Consider the following 21,622-nt stretch of genomic DNA (forward strand, 5'->3'; position numbering starts at 1 on the left):
TAAAGTATGACATCTATAATTCCTTTTAAGACAAATAGTTGGATTAGAAACTCAATAAGTAGTCAGTATACTAAATTAAAAATTCATACAAAAAATCTTCGTTCAACAATGTGAAAACAACGACTTCATCGGCGAGGGAAAGATCACACCTTTCACTATCTTTTTTACTTATGATTAATTAACTTAACACCATCAAGGACGAATCCAGCTGTTACTTGTCGTGACAACTACAAATGGGACTACACATGAAGCTTAGCTGCGTACGCTTATCCAACTTCCAAAGTTTTGGACCTACTTCAACTGAACTAAATCTCGAAAATTTAACCTTTCTTATTGGCTCTAACGGTTCGGGGAAAACAGCAGCATTGCAAGCTCTCTGCAGAATGTTTGCTCTTGACCCTTCAGTACGTCGAATTAAAAAATCTGATTTCCATGTACCATACGACGAAATCGAAATTCCGGACGAACGAAACCTTTGGATTGAAGCAGATTTTCAATTTTCCGAACTTAATGATGAAGCAGGGAATACAACTGTAGCCCCTCACTTTGGTCACATGAGGCTTGATGATGGTGACGGAATTCCGCGAGTTCGCTTTAGGTTAGAAGCATCAATTGGGGTTGATGGTGACATCGAGGAGTCTTTTGTTTATGTACACGATCTAGATAAGCATGGACATCCACTCTCTACAGCAAAAGTTAGACGAGGTGAACGCAATCTAATTCAGCTTCATTATCTACCAGCACGTCGTGATCCAGCTGAGCATATCACCTTCGCTACAAATGCTATTTTAGGACGGCTTCTAAGAGCCGTAAATTGGGAAGGAGAGAGGGAAGCTATAAAAGAGCACACAGAGCAAATAAGCCAAGATCTCGCTGCAAATACTTCCGTAAATGCTCTTAGTAATAGCATAAAAAGTTCATGGGCAAGCTTACACAAAGGTGAGTTTTTTAAGGAGCCAAAAATAACTTTTGTTGCCAGTGAAATTGAATCACTTCTGCGTCATCTTTCCATTTCATTCACCCCTGGACATGATGAAACTCTGGTAGACTTTTCGCGCTTGAGTGACGGACAGAAGTCGATGTTATATTTATCTCTCGTTTTATCATCTCAAGTCATTGGCCGCGCGGCCTTGAATGGTGATAACTCCTTTGACCCAGATAAGTTACGCCCCCCAGTTTTCACGATTGTTGCGGTTGAAGAACCTGAAAATAGCTTATCACCACATTTCCTCGGTAGAATTGTAAGTGCTTTGAAAGAAATGAATTCCAATGGAGATGCTCAGGCATTGATTGCTACCCATGCACCTTCAATGCTAAGAAGAATCGAGCCAAAGCAAATTCGATATCTTCGACTAAATACAAGTAGACACACTACTATTTCAAACATCAGTCTTCCTGATTCCGAGACTTCAGGAGACGCACATAAATTTGTTACGCAAGCAGTAAAAGCATTTCCTGAAATTTATTTTTCTCGACTTGTTGTGCTGGGTGAAGGTGATAGTGAAGAAATTGTTCTTCCTAGATTAATGGAAGCCAAAGGAGTACCTGTTGACGAATTTGCTATAACGGTAACGCCTTTAGGTGGCCGACATGTTAATCACTTCTGGCGTTTACTTGAAGGTTTAAACATCCCTTACGTTACTTTATTAGACCTTGACATGAGTCGGTTTAATGGAGGGTGGGGACGAGTGAAAACTTGTAATGAACAGTTAAAACTACACAATCCAGCACAACAATTAACCGGCGACTTCGTAAATATTCCAGCGTGGGATAGTGAACAATATAAAATCAAAAACTATCTGATATATCTTTTGGAATTAGAAAAGCGCGGCATTTTTTTCTCTTATCCAATGGATCTTGACTTAGCGATGCTGAAAGCCTTTCCTAATGCATTCAAGGTACAGGCAATAAACCAGATAGAACCTGAAGAAAGCACGATTAAAGCTGTACTTGGTAAATCCCGTACAGATGCTTCTGAGTATGAGGAAGATGAAAGGAAGTTATTCGTCACATATCACAAGCTATTCAAGCTTGGCAGCAAACCAGCAGTGCATATTGATGCACTGTCCAACATTTCCAATACACAGCTTCTTGCCTCAATACCGCCGTCATTAGGCCGATTAGCAGACGCCGTTATCGCTAAACTAGCGGAGTTACCAGAGTGATTAGACACGATAACTGGAAACCTGCGGATGGGCTAACTCTTGAACCAAATGCTGAACGAGCAGTAAAAGAATGCGAAAAAAATTTAGCCCTAACAGCAGGTCCTGGTGCTGGTAAAACAGAAATGCTTGCTCAGCGAGCTGACTTCTTACTCCGAACAGGCACTTGCCGCTATCCGAAGCGAATTTTGGCAATTTCATTTAAAGTTGATGCCAGTTCAAACCTAAAAGATCGGGTAACTCGCAGGAGTGGAGATGAATTATCATCTCGATTTGATAGTTACACGTTTCATGCATTTGCTAAGCGAATTATTGACCGTTTTCGCCCCATACTCACAGGCATCTACACGTTAGATTCAGAATATACCATTGGAAGTCCTAGAACGCCTCAGAAGCAAATAGAATTTGCAGATTTGGTTCCATTAGCAACTCGTATCCTCCAAAGTTCTGCTGTAGCTAGAAATGCCATAAGACAAACATATACTGATGTGTTCTTGGATGAATTTCAGGATTGTACAGATATTCAGTATGAGTTTCTAAAAATAGCTTTCCAAAGCACAACAATTCGATTAACAGCTGTTGGAGATACGAAGCAAAAAATTATGGGGTGGGCAGGTGCGCTTGATGGGATTTTTGTCACTTATGCTCAAGATTTTCAAGCATTACCATTAAACATGTATCGTAACTTCCGCTCAAAGCCACAGCTTCTTCGGTTACAAAACGAAATCATCCGGACACTAGATCCTGCCTCGGTGATGCCGAATGAACTCATTGTTGGCAATGAAGGAGAAATACGAGCATTTCAATTTGAAACAAGCCAACGTGAAGCTGAATATCTAGCCGAACAAATTCAAAATTGGATAATCGTAGATAATATCCCTCCAAACGAGATTGCTATACTCATACGAAATCAACCACATTTATATGCCCAACATCTAATACCTGCGCTGCGAAATAGACAAATACCTTTTAGAAACGAGCAAGAATTACAGGATATAACTGTGGAACCTGCTGCCCGCCTCATTGTCGATTTCCTTCTTTGTACTTTTGGTAAACGTGAACCCGCAGCTTGGTTAAGGCTAATGAACCAATTGATCCCATTTACCGATGACGAAGAAGAGCAGGATAAATATCAGCAAATCTGGCTTAACTTCATTCAACGCCAGCGGAAAAGAATTAGGGAAAACCCAATAACAATAGATAACCAAAGTCGTTGGCAAAGTGTTCAAAGTTTTATTGAACTTGTCGGTATTGAAACAATGACAGCACTTTCACATGACTACGAAACAGCCTCTCGTCTAAATGAAGTTCTAAGGGCAACATTTAATAAGTTAGATGAAACCTTGGCTTCAGGCCTGACACTACTTGAAGCACTTTGCCAGTTTACAGATGATCAATCAGTAAGAATATTGACCTCACACAAAAGTAAAGGGCTAGAGTTTGATACTGTAGTACTTTTAGGCATCGAAAATGAATGTTACTTTGGGGCCCCTCAAGAGAACCTATGTACCTTTTTTGTTGGAGTTTCCAGAGCTAAATGTAAGCTATTGTTAACATTTGCAAAAGAGCGAATACGGCCAGAAGGCTTTTCTGGTCGGTGGAGTGAACAAAGAACACTTGTTAATGAGTATGCTGGTTATGTCAGGCCATTTTTATCTAACAATAACTAAATTAAATAGTGACTTATGATATACGATGGGTTTGCTTACAATGACAGCATGAAAGATACAATTAAACTCTAATACTACGTTGCTTACTTGAAAAATTGTGACGACTACTTGGAAAATCATTAATGATTAAGCTTCTGGAAAATGGTATGTTGATATCTACATTTTTAGGAAAAATGACCGCCAAAACTCATTTTTCTGGAAAACACACACACGCCTTGCAGTTAAAGGCTTTACAGAAATCCTCCAGATTCAACGTGTGGCAGTATCATGTTACCATGAGGTAAAAGCGATTTTCGCTTTGATTTCATCATATTTAGGGCCAGCTAATGCTGGCCCTAATTGATCATAGATAGCATAAAATCATTAACTCTCACGCGACTTTCCTATAATCTCGACTGAGTACTTTGCATTTTAAACACACAGCGCGGTTATCGCTGCGCCACTGTAATCGGGATGAATAGCGTAATGCTTAAAGAACTCGCGTTCGATGGTTTGTTATTTAGTCCATTAATTATCTTTATCCCCTTAGCTTTTCTGCTTTCCTGCATCACTCGCTTGGTACTCTATCAAACTGGGCTCTATCACAAGCTGTGGCGCGAAGCTTGGTTCGAAGTTGGGCTGTTTATCTGCTATCTGGCGTTGGTCATTTACTTGCTTGGGAGTTGATTGTTCATGGGAAAAATCTTTCGTATCAGCCTCACCCTCATTGTGGTCGCGGTTGCAGGTATAGCCGGACATTGGATATGGTCACACTACCTTTATTCTCCTTGGACTCGCGACGGCCGAGTTCGCGCCGAAATCATTACCATAGCGCCAGATGTGTCCGGTTGGGTGAACCAACTGAATGTAAAAGACAATCAAATCGTCAATAAGGGTGATGTGTTGTTCACTGTGGACGATACCCGCTACAAGGCCACGATTGCCGAATTGAATGCCAAAGCGGAAAGCCAAAAATTGGCATGGGAACTGGCAAAACATAAGTACAAACGCCGTATCGGTTTGACCAATGACAACTTGGTCAGCAAAGAAACCTTCGACGAAGCCTTTATCAATACCGAACTGGCAAGAACCAGTTATGAACTCGCACAGGCGCAATTGAATACCGCCAAAATTGACTTAGCGCGGACACAAATTCACGCTCCCGAAAATGGCACGCTGATCAATTTAAGTCTGCGCAATGGCAACTATGTCAGCAAAGGCAACTCGGTATTTTCGCTGGTCAAACAAGATTCTCTCTATATCACAGGCTATTTTGAAGAAACCAAAATCCCCTTGGTTCACATAGGTCAAAACGCCAATGTCAGCCTTATGAGTGGCGGTCACGTCTTGCATGGCAAAGTGACCAGCATAGGTAAAGCAATCGCCAATACCAATGTCACTACTAATGGACAGTTATTACCGCAAATCGGCCAAACCTTTAATTGGGTAAGATTGTCGCAGCGTATTCCGGTCGATATCCAGCTAGATAACATTCCTAAGGACATAGAGCTGAGCGTCGGCATGACAGTTTCCATCCAGCTACAGACTGACCAATAGTCATTATGACGCTGTTACTGAAGAGTTTATTCTTTCCAGACCGACGAACCCTCATCTTCGCGATTAAAGGCGTGATTTCGATGGCGCTCGCCTTATATGTGGCCATGTTCTTAAATCTAGAACGGCCATATTGGGCGCTGGTGTCGGCGGTATTTCTGCAAATCCGCCCCGAAAGTGGACTCGTGATCGAAAAGGGCTTATGCCAAATCGGCGGCACCTTAGTCGGCGCGCTCGCGGGGATTGCCATACTCAACTGGTTTACGCCCTATCCCGAACTCGCCTTAGGATTACTCGCCTGCTGGATAGGGCTAAATTCTGGGTTATCGGCCATGGTGCGCCAGCAAAACTTTGTCTATGCCTTTGCTATGGCGGGCATGACCGCCTGCTTGATAGTGCTCATTGTGATGGCAAGCCCGAGCACGGCCGATAGCGCAAAAATATTCGATGTGGCGCAGTCGAGGATCAGCGAGATTGTTGTTGGGGCGATATGCGCCGTCTTGGTCAGCTCGCTACTTTGGCCGACCAAGGTAAAACATAGTCTGCAACTGCATGCTAAAAACACAATTAATCATACGCTTAACTATCTTGCATTAGAACTCGATTTACAGGGGGAACATGCGAGTCGCCATGAACATATCGACACGATTATGGAGTCAGTATCGGCGCTGAGTGACGATTCCAGTGCGGTGATTTATGAAGGCCCCGAAGGACGCGGGCAGAGCCATGCGGCGAACTTTCTCTGCAATAAAACCCTTTCGCTATTGGCGGCAATCCAAATATTTGGCCGGCTGCAACGTAATCATTCCCATCTTGTTAGCGAACCACTCGCTAAATCCTTAGCCAATATGCGCAGTAGTTTTACCTTGATGGCGCAATCCAGTGATTACCAAGAATGCTACAAAATGGCGCGCACCTTGAGGTATCAACTCCAACAAAACCTGATGCAATACCGCGACCGCGCGCCGTTAGAGACGCGCTTACTCAAAGTTGCGATGGAATTAAGCGCCGATCTGATCATGGTGCTCAAGAGTTATAACGTGCTAACCAGTCATTCTGCGGTACAGCTCAACGCGCCGCCGATGGAGTTTCACCGAGACCCATTAATAGGCGTTACCACGGGCCTGCGCAGCATGGCGGTGTTTGTCATTGGGGCTTCACTGTGGATTGGCACAGGGTCGAGCGCGGTCCTCATGATGATCCTGCTGCCCGTCGTCTTTTCCATCATGATGGCGCGCCAACCACTGCCGATGTTAACCACGATTTTGCGCCGCATTCTTGTCGGCATCACTATCGCTGTGCCCCTCACAGTGTTTTATGCTTTACCTTTGCTGGCACAGAGTAGCGGCGATTTCGAAATCCTCGTTTTAGTGCTCGCTGGGCCGTTTTTTATTGGCTTACTCGCCTTGGCGAATCGACCGACCTTGCCCTATGGGCTCGGCATTTGCGTGCCGTTTGCTGTGTTAGTGCAGCCCAGCAACACCATTTCATTTGCGATAGAAAACACCGTCAGCAATGCCTTAGCGATTTTTGTTGGCGTGACTGTGCTGTATTGGTTGTTTAAATTGATTACCGAACCCAGCCAGCGGTTGATGCAATATCGTCTGCTGCAATCCATCCAAAAAGATCTGGTGCATATCGCGCAGCATGATGATCCTGATCCTTGGTTTAACGCCCGCATGGGCGATCGACTGCTGCGGATCGCCAGTTATGAAAAAGGCTCGGGCAAGAGTTCGAGGGTATTTACCGATCTGGTGTTTACTGCACTTAATCTAGGCCATGTGTCGATTCGGATGCGGCGCATGTTGCAGGGCATTTCAGATACGCACTTAAACTTAGGCTTAGAAAATGCACTCAACCTCTGGCAACACAATTTAGGTCAGGCATTTATCGCCTGCGCCCACGGACAAGTCGCAGAAGAGTTTAAAATCAGCAGCGAGGCCTTATTACAAGCGCTGGCCCAATGTCCGTTACCCCACGAACAATTCACTATGATTACTGGGATGTTTGAACGCATCACTTTAACCTTCGAACGCACAGCCCACAGTATCGCCGAGCAGAAAAACACCTCAGAAAAATAGTCAGTTCTCAAACTATTTTTCGCCCCAAAAGCCGCTCTTTTACTGCCACCAAAACCATTTAAATCCAATAGAAGCTTGATATTTGGCCGATAAAATGCCTTAATATAGCTAGATCACTAACTATATTGGTGATATAAATTCAGTTATCAACCAAGGAGAAATTATGTCTACGGAGAACCCACCAGAGGAAAATCTCATCTCGCAAGTAGCAAGCTTTACCCGATTACACGCTAAGGAATCAATGCAGTTTATGTGTTTACTTGCAATATTAAGCACCTATCTCTTTGTCATTTTGAAACCGAGTATTATTCAAAATAACAAAGCGTTAGGAGAAAAATAACCAATGAATTACCTCGCTTACATTTCCTTAGCTATCTACTTTATCGTTATGCTCGCCATTGGCTTATTCGCTTACAAAAAATCCACCAGCGATGTGTCAGGCTATATTCTTGGCGGCCGTAAGGTAAGTCCACAGGTCACCGCACTTTCAGCGGGTGCATCTGACATGAGTGGCTGGATGCTAATGGGTCTTCCCGGCGCTATGTTTTTGGTTGGTTTCGAAACCATTTACATCGCACTTGGGCTATTGATTGGTGCTCTAATCAATTACTTGGTCGTCGCACCAAAACTTAGGGTTTATACCGAGGTGGCGGACAACGCCCTCACTATCCCGGAGTTTTTTGCTAAACGCTTCGGCAATGCCAACGGCAGTATCCGTATTATTTCGGCCGTGATCATTGTGATCTTCTTTACCTTGTATACCTCAGCAGGTTTAGTGGCTGGCGGTAAATTGTTTGAGTCAGCATTTGGCCTGAACTACGACATAGGTTTAGTCGTCACACTAGCGGTTGTGGTTTCTTACACCCTGTTAGGCGGATTCTTGGCAGTGAGCCTCACTGACTTTGTCCAAGGCTGTATTATGTTTGTCGCCTTAGTCTTAGTTCCTGTCGTGGCATATCAAGAATTTACCAGCGCTGACACTATGTTGAACTTTGCGTATCAGTCGATTCCACACTTCACCGATGCGATGCAAAACGTCACTATGTTAGGGCTTATCTCAAGCTTATCTTGGGGACTCGGTTACTTTGGCCAACCGCATATTATCGTGCGTTTTATGGCGATTCGTTCAGTAGCTGACATTAAAACCGCCAGACACATAGGTATGGGCTGGATGACAGTGACCATTGTGGGTGCACTGGCAACAGGTCTTGTCGGTATCGCTTACGCCAATAAATTTGGTATGAAGCTGACCGATCCTGAAACCATCTTTATCGTGTTTTCTGAGTTGTTGTTCCATCCGATCATTAGTGGCTTCTTACTGGCCGCCATTCTGGCCGCGATCATGAGCACCATTTCATCGCAGCTATTAGTGTCATCAAGCTCACTCACGGAAGATATCTATCGCGTTATTTCGAAGAAAGAATCTACCGAGAAAGACATGGTGAAAATGGGACGCTTTGGCGTAGCAGGCGTGGCAATTGTCGCGAGTCTACTGGCGCTCGACCGCTCTAGCAGTGTGCTATCACTGGTGAGTAATGCATGGGCAGGATTCGGTGCCGCCTTCGGTCCGTTAGTTTTGTTTAGCTTGTACAAAGCGAACCTAACCCACAAAGCCGCGATTGCCGGCATAGTGTCAGGCGCAGCTACAGTGTTGTTTTGGATTTATGCTCCGGTATTGGCAGATGGACAAGCCTTAACCACAGTGGTGTATGAAATGATCCCCGGCTTTGCCGTGAGCAGTGTGGTGATTTGGATAGTCTCGTTACTCGATACTGATCCCTGTGCCAAAACCACTAAATTATTCCATAAGGCTGGCCGTGTTTTAGCCGAAGACAGATGAGGCGCGCAGGTATGACTGACTTACCCTGGAAACGCATTGTCGTTAAGGTAGGTAGTGCCCTGATTGCACCCCACAAACAAGGTTGCAGCAGTCACTACTTACTCGGCATTGCCCAATTTATTACTTATTGTCGTGCCCAAGGGATCCAAGTTGTCTTGGTCTCTTCGGGCTCAGTCGCCGCGGGATGGCATCACTTTGGCGAGGTTGATAAACCTAGCGTCACAGTGAAGAAAGCCATGGCAGCAGCAGGTCAGGCCGATATGATGGCCACATGGAACAAGTTATTTGATTTCCCGACCGCACAGCTACTGTTAACTCACGGCGATTTACGCAACCGAGATCGTTACATCAGTATTAAAGATACGATTTTCAGCCTACTCGAACATGGGCTACTGCCTATCATCAACGAGAACGATGCCGTGACCGCCGACAAGCTCAAAGTTGGCGATAACGATAATCTCTCGGCCATGGTAGCCGCAGCGGCCGATGCCGATACCCTGATTATCTGTTCGGATGTGAATGGGCTTTACACACAAAACCCCCATGAAAATCCCGATGCACAGCTTATCAAGCAGGTGACCGAGATTAACGCCGAAATCTACGCCATGGCAGGCGGCGCCAGCAGTGCCGTCGGCACTGGTGGTATGCGGACTAAGATACAAGCCGCCAAGAAGGCGATTTCCCACGGGATCGAAACCTTTATTATCAATGGTTTTGATGCTGACTCATTCAACCAATTGTTGAAGGGCCAAAACCCAGGAACCTTATTTACCCCCGATGAAAAGCCAATGCAAGATCACTTGCACTGGATGACACATACCTCGCAGGCTCAGGGCGAAGTCATTGTTGAAAATGACTTTAATATCTCCCTCGATATCCATAGCGAACAATTGACCAGCGACGATGTCGTCGCCATCAATGGGGACTTTTCTGCCGGTGACACCATTTTAGTACGCAAAGGTGATGGTACTAAATTGGCCAAGGCCAAATCCAATTACAGCAGTTGTTTACTTAGCTTTATTACGGACCAAGACGATCGCGAGTTTGCCAGTGAATTTCAGCAAAAGACTGGACCGATCATTTCCGAGAAAAACATCGCCATTCTCGAATAAGCATCAGCCGAATAAAACTAAGCGAGTAAACATCTAAGCGGAGTAAATATGACTTTAATCAAAAACTTATCTCAAGAAGCTGCTAAAGCGGCTCTTATTCTCGCCCAAGTTGACGAACAGCTTAAAAATACTGTACTCCTCGACATGGCGCGTTCATTACGTGAAAAGTCCTACGAAATCCAAAGCGCTAACTTAATTGACCTACACAGAGCAACAGCCGATAACGTTGCCCCTGCTATGCTCGACCGCTTAACGCTAACACCAGAACGCGTAGAAGCCATGGCAGTAGGGATTGAAACCATCGCTGCCTTGCCCGATCCCATTGGCAACGAACGCTATATTGGTCAACGACCTAACGGCTTATCCATCAGCAAGATGCGCGTGCCATTAGGCGTGGTTTGTATGATTTATGAAGCGCGTCCGAATGTTACCGCCGATGCAGGTGCCCTGTGCTTTAAATCCGGTAATGCCGTGATTTTGCGCGGTGGTAAAGAGGCGCTGCACACCAGTAAAATTATCGCCACCATTTTGCAAAGCGTATTGAAACAGTACGGCTTGCCCGAGGCGTTAATCACTGTAGTGCCCGATCCTGACCGTGCCCTGATGTTGGAACTGATGCAGCAACGAGATTATATCGATGTGATCATTCCCCGTGGTGGCGAAGGCTTGATTCAATTTGTGACTGACAACAGTAAAATCCCAGTGATCCAGCATTTTAAAGGCGTGTGTCATTTATACGTCGATAAAGATGCCGATCTGGATATTGCTTTGGACTTACTGCTCAACGGTAAAACCCAGCGCACAGGCGTATGTAATGCCCTCGAAGCCCTATTAGTGCACCAAGAAATTGCTTCGCAATTTCTGCCTAAAGTGGCCAAAGCGCTGGCCGAGCATAAGGTTAAAATCAATGCTTGTACCCAATCCGGTGGCTACTTCGAAAACTGTACTTATATGGAAGAAGACGATTTCGGCCAAGAGTATTTAGATCTCGAAATCGCCATTCGCCAAGTCGATCACTTCGACCATGCAATCCAACACATTGCCCGTTTTGGTAGCCAGCACACCGAAGTGATTTGCACCGAAAACGAAGTCACTGCCGCACGCTTCCAACGCGCAGTCGATGCTTCAGTGGTAATGGTCAATGCCTCTTCGCGCTTCTCCGACGGCAGCGAACTCGGCCTTGGTGCGGAAATCGGCATCGCCACCACTAAGCTACATGCCTATGGCCCAATGGGGCTCGAATCCTTGACCGCTGAGAAGTATTTAGTCTCAGGCACAGGCCAAGTACGGGCATAAACCGAGAATGTAAATCATACTTTTAGGCTTAATAAGTCGGTTGGATTTCGATTCGATTGTAAAGATTAAAGGCCACAGTCGGTAACGACTGTGGCCTTTTTGTTAGCTAAAGGAACTTGAGTCACAACAGCTTCTGTTCCAAGTCGATGCCCTGAAACCGAGTTATAGTAAGGCATGCGCTAAAAGTGAAGCACTCACCGCGACCGCTTATCACAGCTCGCTGACAAACTATTCGCCAATAAGTTACAACCCCGCTTCAACAATTTACACATTGGGCATATTGCATTTATTTTCAACAAACCTATCATGCGATCGATTCTCATTTGCAACTATGTGCTTTATTTGCACTCAGGATCGCCAATCATTATTTAATCTGAAATCGCCTGAAAGGATTGAAATACCATGCCTCCCCTATCTGTTTTAACGTCATGGCGCTCGCCATTGATCCCTGTACTTCTCAGCACACTCACTTTGACGGTTCAAGCCAATACGGACCCTAAGCAGGATGAGAAAGAAGATACAGAACAGATAGAAAGATTAAACGTAGTCGGAACCTACACCCGAGCGGCAATGAATAGCGCCACGGGTTTGTCTATGTCACTCAAAGAAACCCCGCAAAGCGTCACCTTAATTACCGAAGAGATGATCAGTGATAAAGGTTTGGTCACTATGGAGTCAGTGTTAAATCACACTCCGGGCGTCACTATGGTGGGCGATGCCTCTGAAAATAGTCAGATATTCGTGCGCGGCTATGCGCTCGACAGCGGGGTGCAAATTGACGGCTTAATCACTACTTCTTCATCCCATGTTTACAGCGGCTCAATTGATCAAGGTTTAGACCCTGTAATTGCCGAACGAGTTGAAGTATTAAAAGGTGCGGCTGGGATCTTAAGTGGTTTAGGTGAACCTTCTGCCACGGTTAATTTTATTCGTAAACGCCCAACGGATGACACCCGTGCCACGGCAAGTATCAGTTATGGCTCATGGAATACCTATAGACTTGAGGCCGATGTTTCTGGCTGGCTAACGGATTCTGGCAATGTGAAAGGTCGATTCGTGAGTGCGGTGAAGAAAGGCGATTCATTTATCGACCGCTATCAGCGCGATACCACTGTGCTTTATGGCGTAGTTGAAACGAGTCTCGGCATAGATACTAGCCTATCACTGTTTGCGGACTATCAAAAATCGCAAACCGACGGCGTGTATAACTGGAACTCTAATCCCGCATTTTATACCGATGGCACAGCTGTCGATTTTGGCCGCAGCTATTCCAGCTCACAGGACTGGACCCATTGGGATGTGACCCAAAAGAGTCTCATGGCCGAATTTAAACATAGATTCGATAACGACTGGTCACTCGTCAGTGCCTATCGTATTGCCAACGCCACCATAGACGCATTGGCCTTTTACCCTGGCGATTATATTGTCAAATCAACCGGCGAATTTGTTGGCCCTTGGGGCGATACCTATGCCGCCCAGCATGATCGCGAATCCGATACCAACAGCTTCAACCTGTACGCCACGGGTAACTTCGACTTACTCGGCCGTGAACATAGTGCGGTGATCGGTTTTAACTATGGTGACAACGAGTTTGATAACATCAACACAAACTCCGCACGCCAACGTCGCTATAACGTGGCGGATCAAGGCCATTATCCCAAGCCTAATCTGCCTAATTCACCCACCAATGGCCAAACCAATGAGCAAAGCCAATCGGGTGTTTACGGCACTGTCCGTGTCAATGTGTTGGATTCACTGAAATTAATGATCGGCGGACGCGTAAGTAACTGGTCCTATGAAAAGCATGATCTCGTGGGTAACAGCACAGATGCGACCATGGAAAAAACCGGTATTTTCATCCCCTACTATGGCCTAGTCTACGATGTGACCGAACAAATCTCTGTCTATGCCAGCCGTACTGAAATCTTCAAACCTGGCACCTATTTTGGTGAAGATGGCCAACTGCTCGAACCCGCAGAAGGCACCAACGTCGAAGGCGGCATCAAGGTCGCACTGTTCGATGACACACTCAATATGTCAGCGGCAATCTACGAAACCAATAAAGACAACGAACCCGAATATGCGGGTAAAGGTCAGCTCCCTTCTGGGGATTCTATCTACGAAAGTGTGGATGGCATTACCACCAAGGGCTACGAGTTAGAAATTGCCGGACGGCTTACCGACTTATGGGATATCAGTGGCGGTTATACCCATAACGACGCGGAAGATGAAGATGGCCTACGTCGTCAAACTTATCTACCCGAAGATATTTTCAAACTCACCACTAAATATAACTTTGAAGACATTCTGCCGGGCATTACTGCGGGCGCAAGCTGGCGCTGGCAGAGCAGCACTTTCTATCAAGGCACTATTTATGGCGTCGATGGCGCGCCGAATGTGGCTTATCGCCAAACACAATCAGCCTACTCACTCGTCGACTTAATGTTTGGCTACCAAATAACACCGTCGATTTCGATGCAAGTGAACATTAACAATATTTTCGACAAAAACTATAACCGCTCACTCTGGGGTTACGCAGACTTTGGCGAGCCACGTAATGCCACGCTGTCATTACGTTGGACACTGTAAATTTTGCACCCAACACTAAACTACATTAAGGATAATTAAATGAAACAAGCACTTGTACTACTCACTTTACTCGGCGGTATCACCTTTTCGGCTCAAGCACATGAAGTATGGCTTGAGCGCAGCAGCGATGGTTCGGTCAAAGTGCAATTTGGTGAACCGGGTTCAGAGTACGCCACAGCCGAAGAGTTAGCGTCGTTAAGCGCGGCACGAATTTTCGACGCCAATGCCAAAGCACCGCTGACCGCCACAGCGCAAGCCGATCATTTGCTGGTTAAAACCCAAGATGGCAAGAGTGATGTCAGTTTCTATGCCGATACCGCGTGGCAGCCATGGAAAACCGAAACTGGATCGCAGGCCGCAATACTCTATGCCCGCACGGGACAAGAGCACACCAAAGCGCTGCAAGATTTTGAATTTACGCCATTAAAATCAGGCACTTCCGAGTTTGTGCTTAGCTATAAAGGCGCGCCACTGGTGAATCATCCAGTGCAAGTGTATCGCCCCGGTTTTTGGAGCAAGTCTTTCACTACCGATGCCCAAGGTAAATTCGCCCTCGATACCCCAGATGCCGGCCGCTATTTGCTCGTCAGTAATCACACCACAGAAGGTAAACAAACACTCGCAGGCAACGAGGTTGATAGCGTTTTACACATCACCACCACGAGTTTTATCACTCAGTAATAATCTTATAGTGAGATGGAGTTAACGTGCGGTATTTAATGATAGGTTTATACCTGCTGTGTTTTGCAGTCCACGCAAGCGCAGTACCTGTAACAGTCGCCTTGCCCCAAACTGGCAGCACCAATGAACTTTTGCCACTCAGTGGCTCCATTAAATCCGCACGGGTGGCTCGCTTATCGGCACGTACCGATGGCCTAGTCGCCAAAGTGCTGGTCGATGCGGGCTCGCAAGTCCGCGCAGGCCAGCCTTTGCTCGCACTCGATGACACCTTAGCCATACACCAATTAGCACAGCGTCAGGCCGATGTAATGGCCGCTAAGACCATGCTGGCAGAAAAGCAGCGACTCCTCACCGAGGCGCAAACACTCAGCGCTCAGCAGTTATTCCCCGAAACAGAGCGCGCGATTCGCCAAGCGGCGTTAACCGAGGCCGAAGCCAATCTGCAAAGTTTAATGGCGGCACTCGCACACCAAAAAGAGGTGGTCGCCCGCCACCAACTGATGGCGCCGTTTGCAGGGGTGATTTCCAGCAAACAAACTGAAACCGGTGAGTGGGTTAATGTCGGCACTGAAATCTTCACCTTAGTGTCCCAAGAGCAGCTCTGGCTCGACATTCAAGTGCCGCAGGAAATGTTCCAAAGCGTAGCCACTGCGACTCACGTGGACATTGCCGCCGACATGCTGCCTGAACAAGCGTTTATCGGCCATGTGAGTGCCCTTGTCCCTGTGAGCGACCACAATGCTCGCAGCTTCTTGGTACGCTTGACCATTCCCGAGGCAGATGGACTTTTGATGCCCGGCACATCGGCCACTGCGACCTTCCACTTACAGCGGGCGCAACACAGTGTTGTCGTGCCGCAAGATGCGCTAGTCCGTCACCCCGACGGCCAGTTCAGTGTCTTTACCGTGCAAAACAACATAGCCCAACGGCATACCGTTCAAGTGGGCCATACGAGCGCCATCGGGATTGAAATCCTTAGCCCATTACCCAAAGATACGCCCGTGGTGATCCGCGGTAACGAAAGCCTACAAGACCAACAGCCAGTCTCTGTACTCAACTCTGTCATAGGAGGTTAGTGGGATGCTGAAGTTTGGAATTAAACATGGCACCTTACTGTCGGTCATCGTCTTGATATTTTGCGTATTGGGCACGGCTGCCGCACTGCGTATCCCAATCCAAATGATCCCCGACTTAGATGTGCGCACCATCAGCGTGGCCACAGGTTGGCCGGGAGCGACACCGCAAGACGTCGAAAAAGAAATTCTGCTTGAGCAGGAACGCTACCTGCGCACCCTGCCCAACTTACAACGCATGACCTCTTGGGCCGATACGGGCTCGGCATGGATAGAACTCGAATTCCCCCAAAGCACAGAGATAAGCGATGCGCTTATTCGTGTTAGCAATGCGCTCAGCCAAGTATCGTCCTACCCTGAAAACGTCGATCAACCAAGGCTTTACAGCAGTTCATATTCAGACAACGCTTTCATGTATTTCCGCCTCGTGCCTGTCGCGGGGAACCCGCTGAATCTAGACATAGACATGATGCGCGATTTCGCTAACGACTTTATTCGCCCACAAATGGAGCGCGTCAAAGGTGTCTCCTCCGTCACCATTCAAGGCGGCGCTGAACGGCAAATCCAAATACTGCTCGATCCCGCCAAACTCGCCCAACGCGGCATCAGCATTATGGATGTGCGCCAAGCCATTAGAGATCGCAACAAAGACACCTCTGCGGGCGATATCGACAGTGGTAAAAAACGTTATTTACTGCGGGTGATTGGCCGTTTCGAGGATTTAAATCAACTTAAGCAACTGATTTTAAAACGCCAAGGTAATACCAATATTCTGCTGCAAGACGTTGCCGAGATAAAACTCGACCACGCCGAGATCCGAGAACTATCCTTTGCCGAACAAGAACGTACCCTCAGCTTAGCGGTTAAGCGAGACGTCGGTTCTAACGTTATCGCCATCAAAGCCGCTATGATGCCTGTGGTAGCGCAGATCAATCAAAATCAACTCGCCCAGCACGCCATGCAATTAGAGTTATTCAGTGATGATGTGCGCTATGTGCAAGATTCGGTTGCAAATGTCTGGGTCAATTTAGGCCTAGGTGCCTTACTAGCAACCTTAGTGATGTATCTCTTTTTACGCTCGAATCGAGCCACCCTGATTGGTGTTATCGGTATTCCGCTATGTACCTTAGCCGCCTTCGTCGGGCTGCTGGTGTTTGATCGCACTATTAATGTCATTTCGCTGGCGGGTGTTGCCTTTGCCATAGGCATGACGGTCGATAACAGCATTGTGGTACTCGAAAGCATTGAACAAGCCCGCAGACGCGGATTAGATCGCCTCGAAGCAGCCATCAGTGGCATTTACGATGTGTGGCCTGCGGTACTGGCCTCGACACTCACTACAGTGCTGGTGTTTGTACCCATTCTATTTATCAAACAAGAAGCGGGACAACTGTACTCGGATATCGCGATTGCCATCGCTTCATCTATTGTCGCTTCTATGTTGGTCGCAGTGTTCATCGTTCCCGCCGCTATTGCCCGTTTTGGTTTCGGTAAGATGCACTCGGCGCAGACAAACCAAAGTGAGCAGCCCAAAGCATCACGCATATTGAGCTTAGTCAGCCAACTTGTACTGTCGGCAAGACGCCGTGCCGCTGTGATTATGCTCTCGCTCGCCTTAACGATTGGGCTAGCGGCTTGGCTTATGCCTCCGGCCGAATATTTACCCGAAGGTGAAGAACCAAAAGCCTTTACCTCTATGGTCGCGCCGCCGGGTTACAACCTATCGGAAATGGCTAAAATTGCTGAAGAATTAACGACTCAGCTATCGGCGAGAGTCAATGCAGAGGCGGCATCCTTTGAACGTGGTGAGCAAAAAATTCCGCCGCTAAAATACTATACCCTCAGCGTAGGTGTCGGCAGTATTTGGGTGATGAGCGAGCCCGTTCTCAGCCAAGATATGGATGCCATGATGAGCTCACTCACCGCCTTGTTTGAGCAATATCCAGGCATGCGCGCCTATTCATCGCGGGGGTCAATTATTTCCAGCAACGATGGTGGCACCCGCGCTGTCGCCTTGGATATTTCTGGCCCGAATCAAGCCAGCCTCTACCGCGCTGCCGAAGCGGCGTATCAAGCGGCGGAAAAAGTATTTGCCGAACCACAGCTGTATTCAGACCCATCAACCTTGTCGCTAGATCAACCCCTGTGGCAGATTTCCCCTCGCTGGCAACGTCTTGTAGAACAAGACTTTAGCGGCAGCGAGTTTGGCTATGCGGTTTCGGCACTGAGCGATGGCGCCTATGTCGACGAGTTTTTCCTCAATGATAACAAAGTGGATATCTTTCTATTTAGTCTGGCAGGCAATCAACAGAGTCTGTCGCAATTGGCACTCGCTCCGATAGTCACGCCTAAGGGTAATGTACTGCCACTGCAAGCCTTGGCCGACATTAGCGAGCAGATGGATAGCGACAGTTTACGCCGCGTCGATGGCCGCAGAACCGTGACCCTTTACATCATTCCGCCGCGCGCCATTGCGCTGGAAACCGCAGTGGCGAAGGTGCGGGAAGAACTAGTCCCTATCCTCTATCAACAAGGGGCGGTCGGCAAAGATGTCAGTTTGGATATTTCGGGCGCAGCCGATCAACTCGAAGCGACGAAAGCGGCACTCTCCAGCAATTTTCTGGTCGCCGTGTTGATCATCTACTTGTTATTAGTCGCAATTTTTAATCACTGGGGTTATCCGTTATTTGTGCTGATCACTATCCCGCTCGGGCTCGCAGGCGGGTTAGTCGGCTTACAAGCGCTGAATTATACTGGCAGCTTATTTGCGTATTTTGGCGGCCAAGGTTGGCACCAACCCTTTGATATGATTACTATGCTTGGGTTTTTAATCCTACTCGGCACTGTCGTTAACAACCCAATTTTGATCGTGGAACAGAGCCGTAAAAACCTACAATCGAGTCTGTTTAGTGTCGTTGACGCCGTAAAATCGGCCGTCGCTAATCGATTGCGGCCGATTTTAATGTCTACCGCGACGACCTTGTTTGGCCTATTGCCGCTGGTGTTATTCCCCGGTGCGGGCAGCGAGCTCTACCGCGGCGTTGGCATAGTAGTGCTGGCAGGCCTTATCGTGGCAACGCTACTCAGCTTAACCTTTTTACCCGCCCTGTTAATCTCTGTGTTGTCCTACACCAACAGGGCCAATTTAACCGCCAGTTCAGCCAAAGTGGCACGCCATCATGATTGAGAAAATCGCCATGACTCAGCCGTTAATACAAAGGCTAACGCGTTGGAAAAAAGCCACTATTTGGCGCGATAGTCTGCACATAGGCAATCGCTGCCTCGCAGCAACCTTTGGTGGCTACTTGTTAAGTGCGGTAGCGACTATTTTGCTCGCGCAAATCCTGCCGTTATCTCAGGTTGATCGGGTGTTAACCGCCATGATGCTGTCATTTACTGTGTACACCTGCGCCGTGATTTGGGTGTTCAGCGTTAAATCAACGTGGCGATACTGGCTGGATTTATTCGCGCTTAGCGGTCTGCTGTATTTAGCCTACCTTGCCGCTAAGGCGTTGGATATCAATCCTATTCAAGGTGGCGGATTATGAAAGACTCCTTTTTTCGTTCAATGACTTGGCTACACACTTGGGTTGGATTGCTCACCTGCTGGGTGTTGTTTCTGGTTTTTTTCGCCGGAACAGCGGCCTATTACCGTGCTGAAATCAACCTATGGATGCAACCCGAAAACCACGGCAGCCAATATGATGCCCATGCGGATAACCAACAGCTGATACTCAAAGGTCTAACGGCCTTGGCACAGCAAGCCCCCGACGCTGAGACATGGTGGGTGTATCTGCCCACACAGCGGACGCCATTACTGACCTATGCGTGGAGTGAACCTGCCGCTGAAGGCCAGCGATTTGGTGATTATCATCAAGGCTTTATTAACCCTGCGACGGGTGAAGCCCTGCCCAAAGCACGGGAAAGTCGAGGTGGCGATTTCCTCTATCGACTGCATTTCGACTTGTACTACATGAGTGTGCTCACGGCGCGTTGGATTATCGGCTTTTGCACTATGTTCATGTTGGTCGCCATCATCAGCGGGATAGTGATCCACAAGCGGATTTTTAAGGATTTTTTTAGTTTTAGACCCGGCAAAGGCCCGCGCTCTTGGTTAGATGCCCATGTCGCCAGCTCAGTGCTTGCCTTACCTTTCCATCTTATGATCACTTACACCGGCCTAGTGACCCTGATGTTTATGTATATGCCATGGGGGCTTAACACGCAATATGGTGATGAAACTCAAGCCTTTTATTCGCAATGGAAACCCATTTATAGCTCAAGTGTCCCTAGCGGTGAAGCCGCCACTATGCAGAGTCCGCAGCAACTGCTTGCAAGCCTTAATGCTGCCATGCCCATGAGTGATGAAGCGGCGAGTCCAATAGAGATGCTACAGGTCGAGCACTTGAATGATGCCAACGCCAAGGTAACAGTTCGAATGAGTCCAGAACACAGCTTAAACCAGCAAGCACCTTGGTATCGCTTCAGCGCAATAACGGGGAAATTAACAGAAGAATCAACGGCTAAATCGGCAGCGAATAAAACCCAAAGCACTATGATAGCACTCCACAGCGGCCGCTTTGCTGGTCAAGGTTTGAGATTATTATATTTACTAGCAGGGATTACAGGCTGCGTGATGATTGCGACGGGCGCCATCATGTGGGCAGAAAAACTCGCTCAGAAACAACAAAAAAGCGGCCAGTTCAAACCCGGCTTAGCCTTAGTAAAAATGCTGAATCTGGCAACTTTTGCAGGTCTTCCCATAGCGTTAGCCAGTTATTTCTACGCCAACCGACTCTTACCCGTCAGCTTTATGGATAGAGAGAATTGGGAAATCCATTGTTTCTTTATCAGTTGTGCGTTAGTCGCACTGCTCGCTTGCTTCAAACGAGATAAACAAACATGGCAACGACTCTTTTTACTCACCGCCTTGCTTTATGGTCTGCTACCCCTGCTCAATGCTATGACTTCGCAGTATCAGCTGATGAGCAATCTACAGCGCCAAGCCTATGTTCTAGCAGGATTTGATCTCATGATGCTCGCACTTGCGGCGCTGTTTTACATGGCAGCCAAACGCTTGCGTAGCCCTAAAAAAGTGCTGGCTACACGGATAACCAAAGCGACGACAGAATTAGGAGTTGAATCATGACAGCCACAGGCGAATTGTTAACCTGTTTTATTGCCATGGGGCTGTTGGCCTTATCTTATTTTAGCCACCACCGAGTGGTGCGTAACCGCCCGTTAACCGATGTACAGGCACGCGGATTTCGCACCGCTGGCACTGCAATGCTCGTCCTGTGCTATTGGCTTACCAGTCGTCATTACGGCCCCGCGTACGCCAGCGTATTACTGCTCGGCTGGGTGTGTTTAAGTTCAATAATCCTAGTAATTTTACTCAGCTACAAGCCACGCTGGTTACAGCCCATATTGCCAGCCAGCACCGTAGTGTGCTTGCTCGGCTTGTTATATTAACCAATGATTTTAAACACAAAATCACGTCAACCATGAGCGAGACTGATTGATAAAAAATCATAGAGTAGGGATTGTGAGATGAGTTCTTTTTAAAGCGATAAACACATGAGTGA

At 47.2% G+C, this 21,622-nt stretch carries 16 protein-coding genes; all 16 read left to right on the plus strand.

Features of this window, described 5'->3' with window-relative positions; translation table 11 throughout:
- The first annotated feature begins 245 nt into the window (after window positions 1–245).
- The 16 genes from DYH48_RS21115 to DYH48_RS21185 all read left to right on the plus strand — a co-directional run bounded on the left by DYH48_RS21115 (window position 246) and on the right by DYH48_RS21185 (window position 21,509).
- On the plus strand, window positions 246–2,165 hold the full coding sequence (locus DYH48_RS21115; protein ID WP_012197858.1) for an AAA family ATPase: 1,920 nt from the start codon (window positions 246–248) through the stop codon (window positions 2,163–2,165).
- Window positions 2,162–3,832 (plus strand): ATP-dependent helicase, encoded by a 1,671-nt coding sequence (locus tag DYH48_RS21120; protein ID WP_006084694.1) that lies wholly within the window; start codon window positions 2,162–2,164, stop codon window positions 3,830–3,832. The genes DYH48_RS21115 and DYH48_RS21120 overlap by 4 nt, the downstream gene beginning before the upstream one ends.
- 465 nt (window positions 3,833–4,297) lie before the next feature.
- The gene (locus DYH48_RS21125; protein WP_006079439.1) at window positions 4,298–4,498 is read left to right on the plus strand and encodes a DUF1656 domain-containing protein; all 201 of its coding nucleotides are present in this window, start codon (window positions 4,298–4,300) and stop codon (window positions 4,496–4,498) included.
- Window positions 4,499–4,504: 6 nt separating this feature from the next.
- Complete coding sequence (locus DYH48_RS21130) at window positions 4,505–5,368, plus strand: efflux RND transporter periplasmic adaptor subunit (protein WP_115335848.1); 864 nt, start codon at window positions 4,505–4,507, stop codon at window positions 5,366–5,368.
- A 5-nt stretch (window positions 5,369–5,373) separates the two neighbouring features.
- A complete protein-coding gene (locus DYH48_RS21135) occupies window positions 5,374–7,446 on the plus strand; it encodes an FUSC family protein (RefSeq protein ID WP_115335849.1) in 2,073 nt (690 codons plus the stop codon).
- Between the two features lie 163 nt (window positions 7,447–7,609).
- Window positions 7,610–7,786 (plus strand): hypothetical protein, encoded by a 177-nt coding sequence (locus tag DYH48_RS23770; protein ID WP_006079436.1) that lies wholly within the window; start codon window positions 7,610–7,612, stop codon window positions 7,784–7,786.
- A 3-nt stretch (window positions 7,787–7,789) separates the two neighbouring features.
- Complete coding sequence (gene putP, locus DYH48_RS21140) at window positions 7,790–9,286, plus strand: sodium/proline symporter PutP (protein ID WP_006079435.1); 1,497 nt, start codon at window positions 7,790–7,792, stop codon at window positions 9,284–9,286.
- Window positions 9,287–9,297: 11 nt separating this feature from the next.
- Window positions 9,298–10,398: a glutamate 5-kinase gene (proB, locus tag DYH48_RS21145; protein WP_006079434.1), complete on the plus strand. Its 1,101-nt coding sequence runs from the start codon at window positions 9,298–9,300 to the stop codon at window positions 10,396–10,398.
- A gap of 48 nt (window positions 10,399–10,446) precedes the next feature.
- The gene (locus DYH48_RS21150; RefSeq protein WP_115335850.1) at window positions 10,447–11,694 is read left to right on the plus strand and encodes a glutamate-5-semialdehyde dehydrogenase; all 1,248 of its coding nucleotides are present in this window, start codon (window positions 10,447–10,449) and stop codon (window positions 11,692–11,694) included.
- A gap of 402 nt (window positions 11,695–12,096) precedes the next feature.
- A complete protein-coding gene (locus tag DYH48_RS21155) occupies window positions 12,097–14,283 on the plus strand; it encodes a TonB-dependent siderophore receptor (RefSeq protein WP_115335851.1) in 2,187 nt (728 codons plus the stop codon).
- 39 nt (window positions 14,284–14,322) lie between these two features.
- Window positions 14,323–14,964, plus strand: a complete 642-nt coding sequence (locus DYH48_RS21160) for a nickel transporter (RefSeq protein WP_115335852.1) — start codon at window positions 14,323–14,325, stop codon at window positions 14,962–14,964.
- 26 nt (window positions 14,965–14,990) lie between these two features.
- A complete protein-coding gene (locus DYH48_RS21165; RefSeq protein WP_115335853.1) occupies window positions 14,991–16,040 on the plus strand; it encodes an efflux RND transporter periplasmic adaptor subunit in 1,050 nt (349 codons plus the stop codon).
- Between the two features lie 4 nt (window positions 16,041–16,044).
- Window positions 16,045–19,224, plus strand: coding sequence for an efflux RND transporter permease subunit (locus DYH48_RS21170; RefSeq protein WP_115335854.1), 3,180 nt, complete (start codon window positions 16,045–16,047; stop codon window positions 19,222–19,224).
- A complete protein-coding gene (locus DYH48_RS21175; RefSeq protein ID WP_115335855.1) occupies window positions 19,217–19,585 on the plus strand; it encodes a hypothetical protein in 369 nt (122 codons plus the stop codon). The genes DYH48_RS21170 and DYH48_RS21175 overlap by 8 nt, the downstream gene beginning before the upstream one ends.
- Window positions 19,582–21,186 (plus strand): PepSY-associated TM helix domain-containing protein, encoded by a 1,605-nt coding sequence (locus tag DYH48_RS21180; protein ID WP_115335856.1) that lies wholly within the window; start codon window positions 19,582–19,584, stop codon window positions 21,184–21,186. The genes DYH48_RS21175 and DYH48_RS21180 overlap by 4 nt, the downstream gene beginning before the upstream one ends.
- Window positions 21,183–21,509 carry a DUF3325 domain-containing protein gene (locus tag DYH48_RS21185; protein ID WP_115335857.1) on the plus strand — a complete coding sequence of 109 codons (327 nt, stop codon included), beginning with the start codon at window positions 21,183–21,185 and terminating at the stop codon, window positions 21,507–21,509. The genes DYH48_RS21180 and DYH48_RS21185 overlap by 4 nt, the downstream gene beginning before the upstream one ends.
- Window positions 21,510–21,622 lie beyond the last annotated feature (113 nt).

The organism is Shewanella baltica (assembly GCF_900456975.1).
Lineage (GTDB): Bacteria > Pseudomonadota > Gammaproteobacteria > Enterobacterales > Shewanellaceae > Shewanella > Shewanella baltica.

Bases quoted from the DNA above. Each gene is read 5' to 3' on its own strand.
- DYH48_RS21115 (WP_012197858.1), top strand. From the start codon at position 246: ATGAAGCTTAGCTGCGTACGCTTATCCAACTTCCAAAGTTTTGGACCT.
- DYH48_RS21125 (WP_006079439.1), top strand. From the start codon at position 4,298: ATGCTTAAAGAACTCGCGTTCGATGGTTTGTTATTTAGTCCATTAATT.
- DYH48_RS21130 (WP_115335848.1), top strand. From the start codon at position 4,505: ATGGGAAAAATCTTTCGTATCAGCCTCACCCTCATTGTGGTCGCGGTT.
- DYH48_RS21135 (WP_115335849.1), top strand. From the start codon at position 5,374: ATGACGCTGTTACTGAAGAGTTTATTCTTTCCAGACCGACGAACCCTC.
- DYH48_RS23770 (WP_006079436.1), top strand. From the start codon at position 7,610: ATGTCTACGGAGAACCCACCAGAGGAAAATCTCATCTCGCAAGTAGCA.
- putP (WP_006079435.1), top strand. From the start codon at position 7,790: ATGAATTACCTCGCTTACATTTCCTTAGCTATCTACTTTATCGTTATG.
- proB (WP_006079434.1), top strand. From the start codon at position 9,298: ATGACTGACTTACCCTGGAAACGCATTGTCGTTAAGGTAGGTAGTGCC.
- DYH48_RS21150 (WP_115335850.1), top strand. From the start codon at position 10,447: ATGACTTTAATCAAAAACTTATCTCAAGAAGCTGCTAAAGCGGCTCTT.
- DYH48_RS21155 (WP_115335851.1), top strand. From the start codon at position 12,097: ATGCCTCCCCTATCTGTTTTAACGTCATGGCGCTCGCCATTGATCCCT.
- DYH48_RS21160 (WP_115335852.1), top strand. From the start codon at position 14,323: ATGAAACAAGCACTTGTACTACTCACTTTACTCGGCGGTATCACCTTT.
- DYH48_RS21170 (WP_115335854.1), top strand. From the start codon at position 16,045: ATGCTGAAGTTTGGAATTAAACATGGCACCTTACTGTCGGTCATCGTC.
- DYH48_RS21175 (WP_115335855.1), top strand. From the start codon at position 19,217: ATGATTGAGAAAATCGCCATGACTCAGCCGTTAATACAAAGGCTAACG.
- DYH48_RS21180 (WP_115335856.1), top strand. From the start codon at position 19,582: ATGAAAGACTCCTTTTTTCGTTCAATGACTTGGCTACACACTTGGGTT.
- DYH48_RS21185 (WP_115335857.1), top strand. From the start codon at position 21,183: ATGACAGCCACAGGCGAATTGTTAACCTGTTTTATTGCCATGGGGCTG.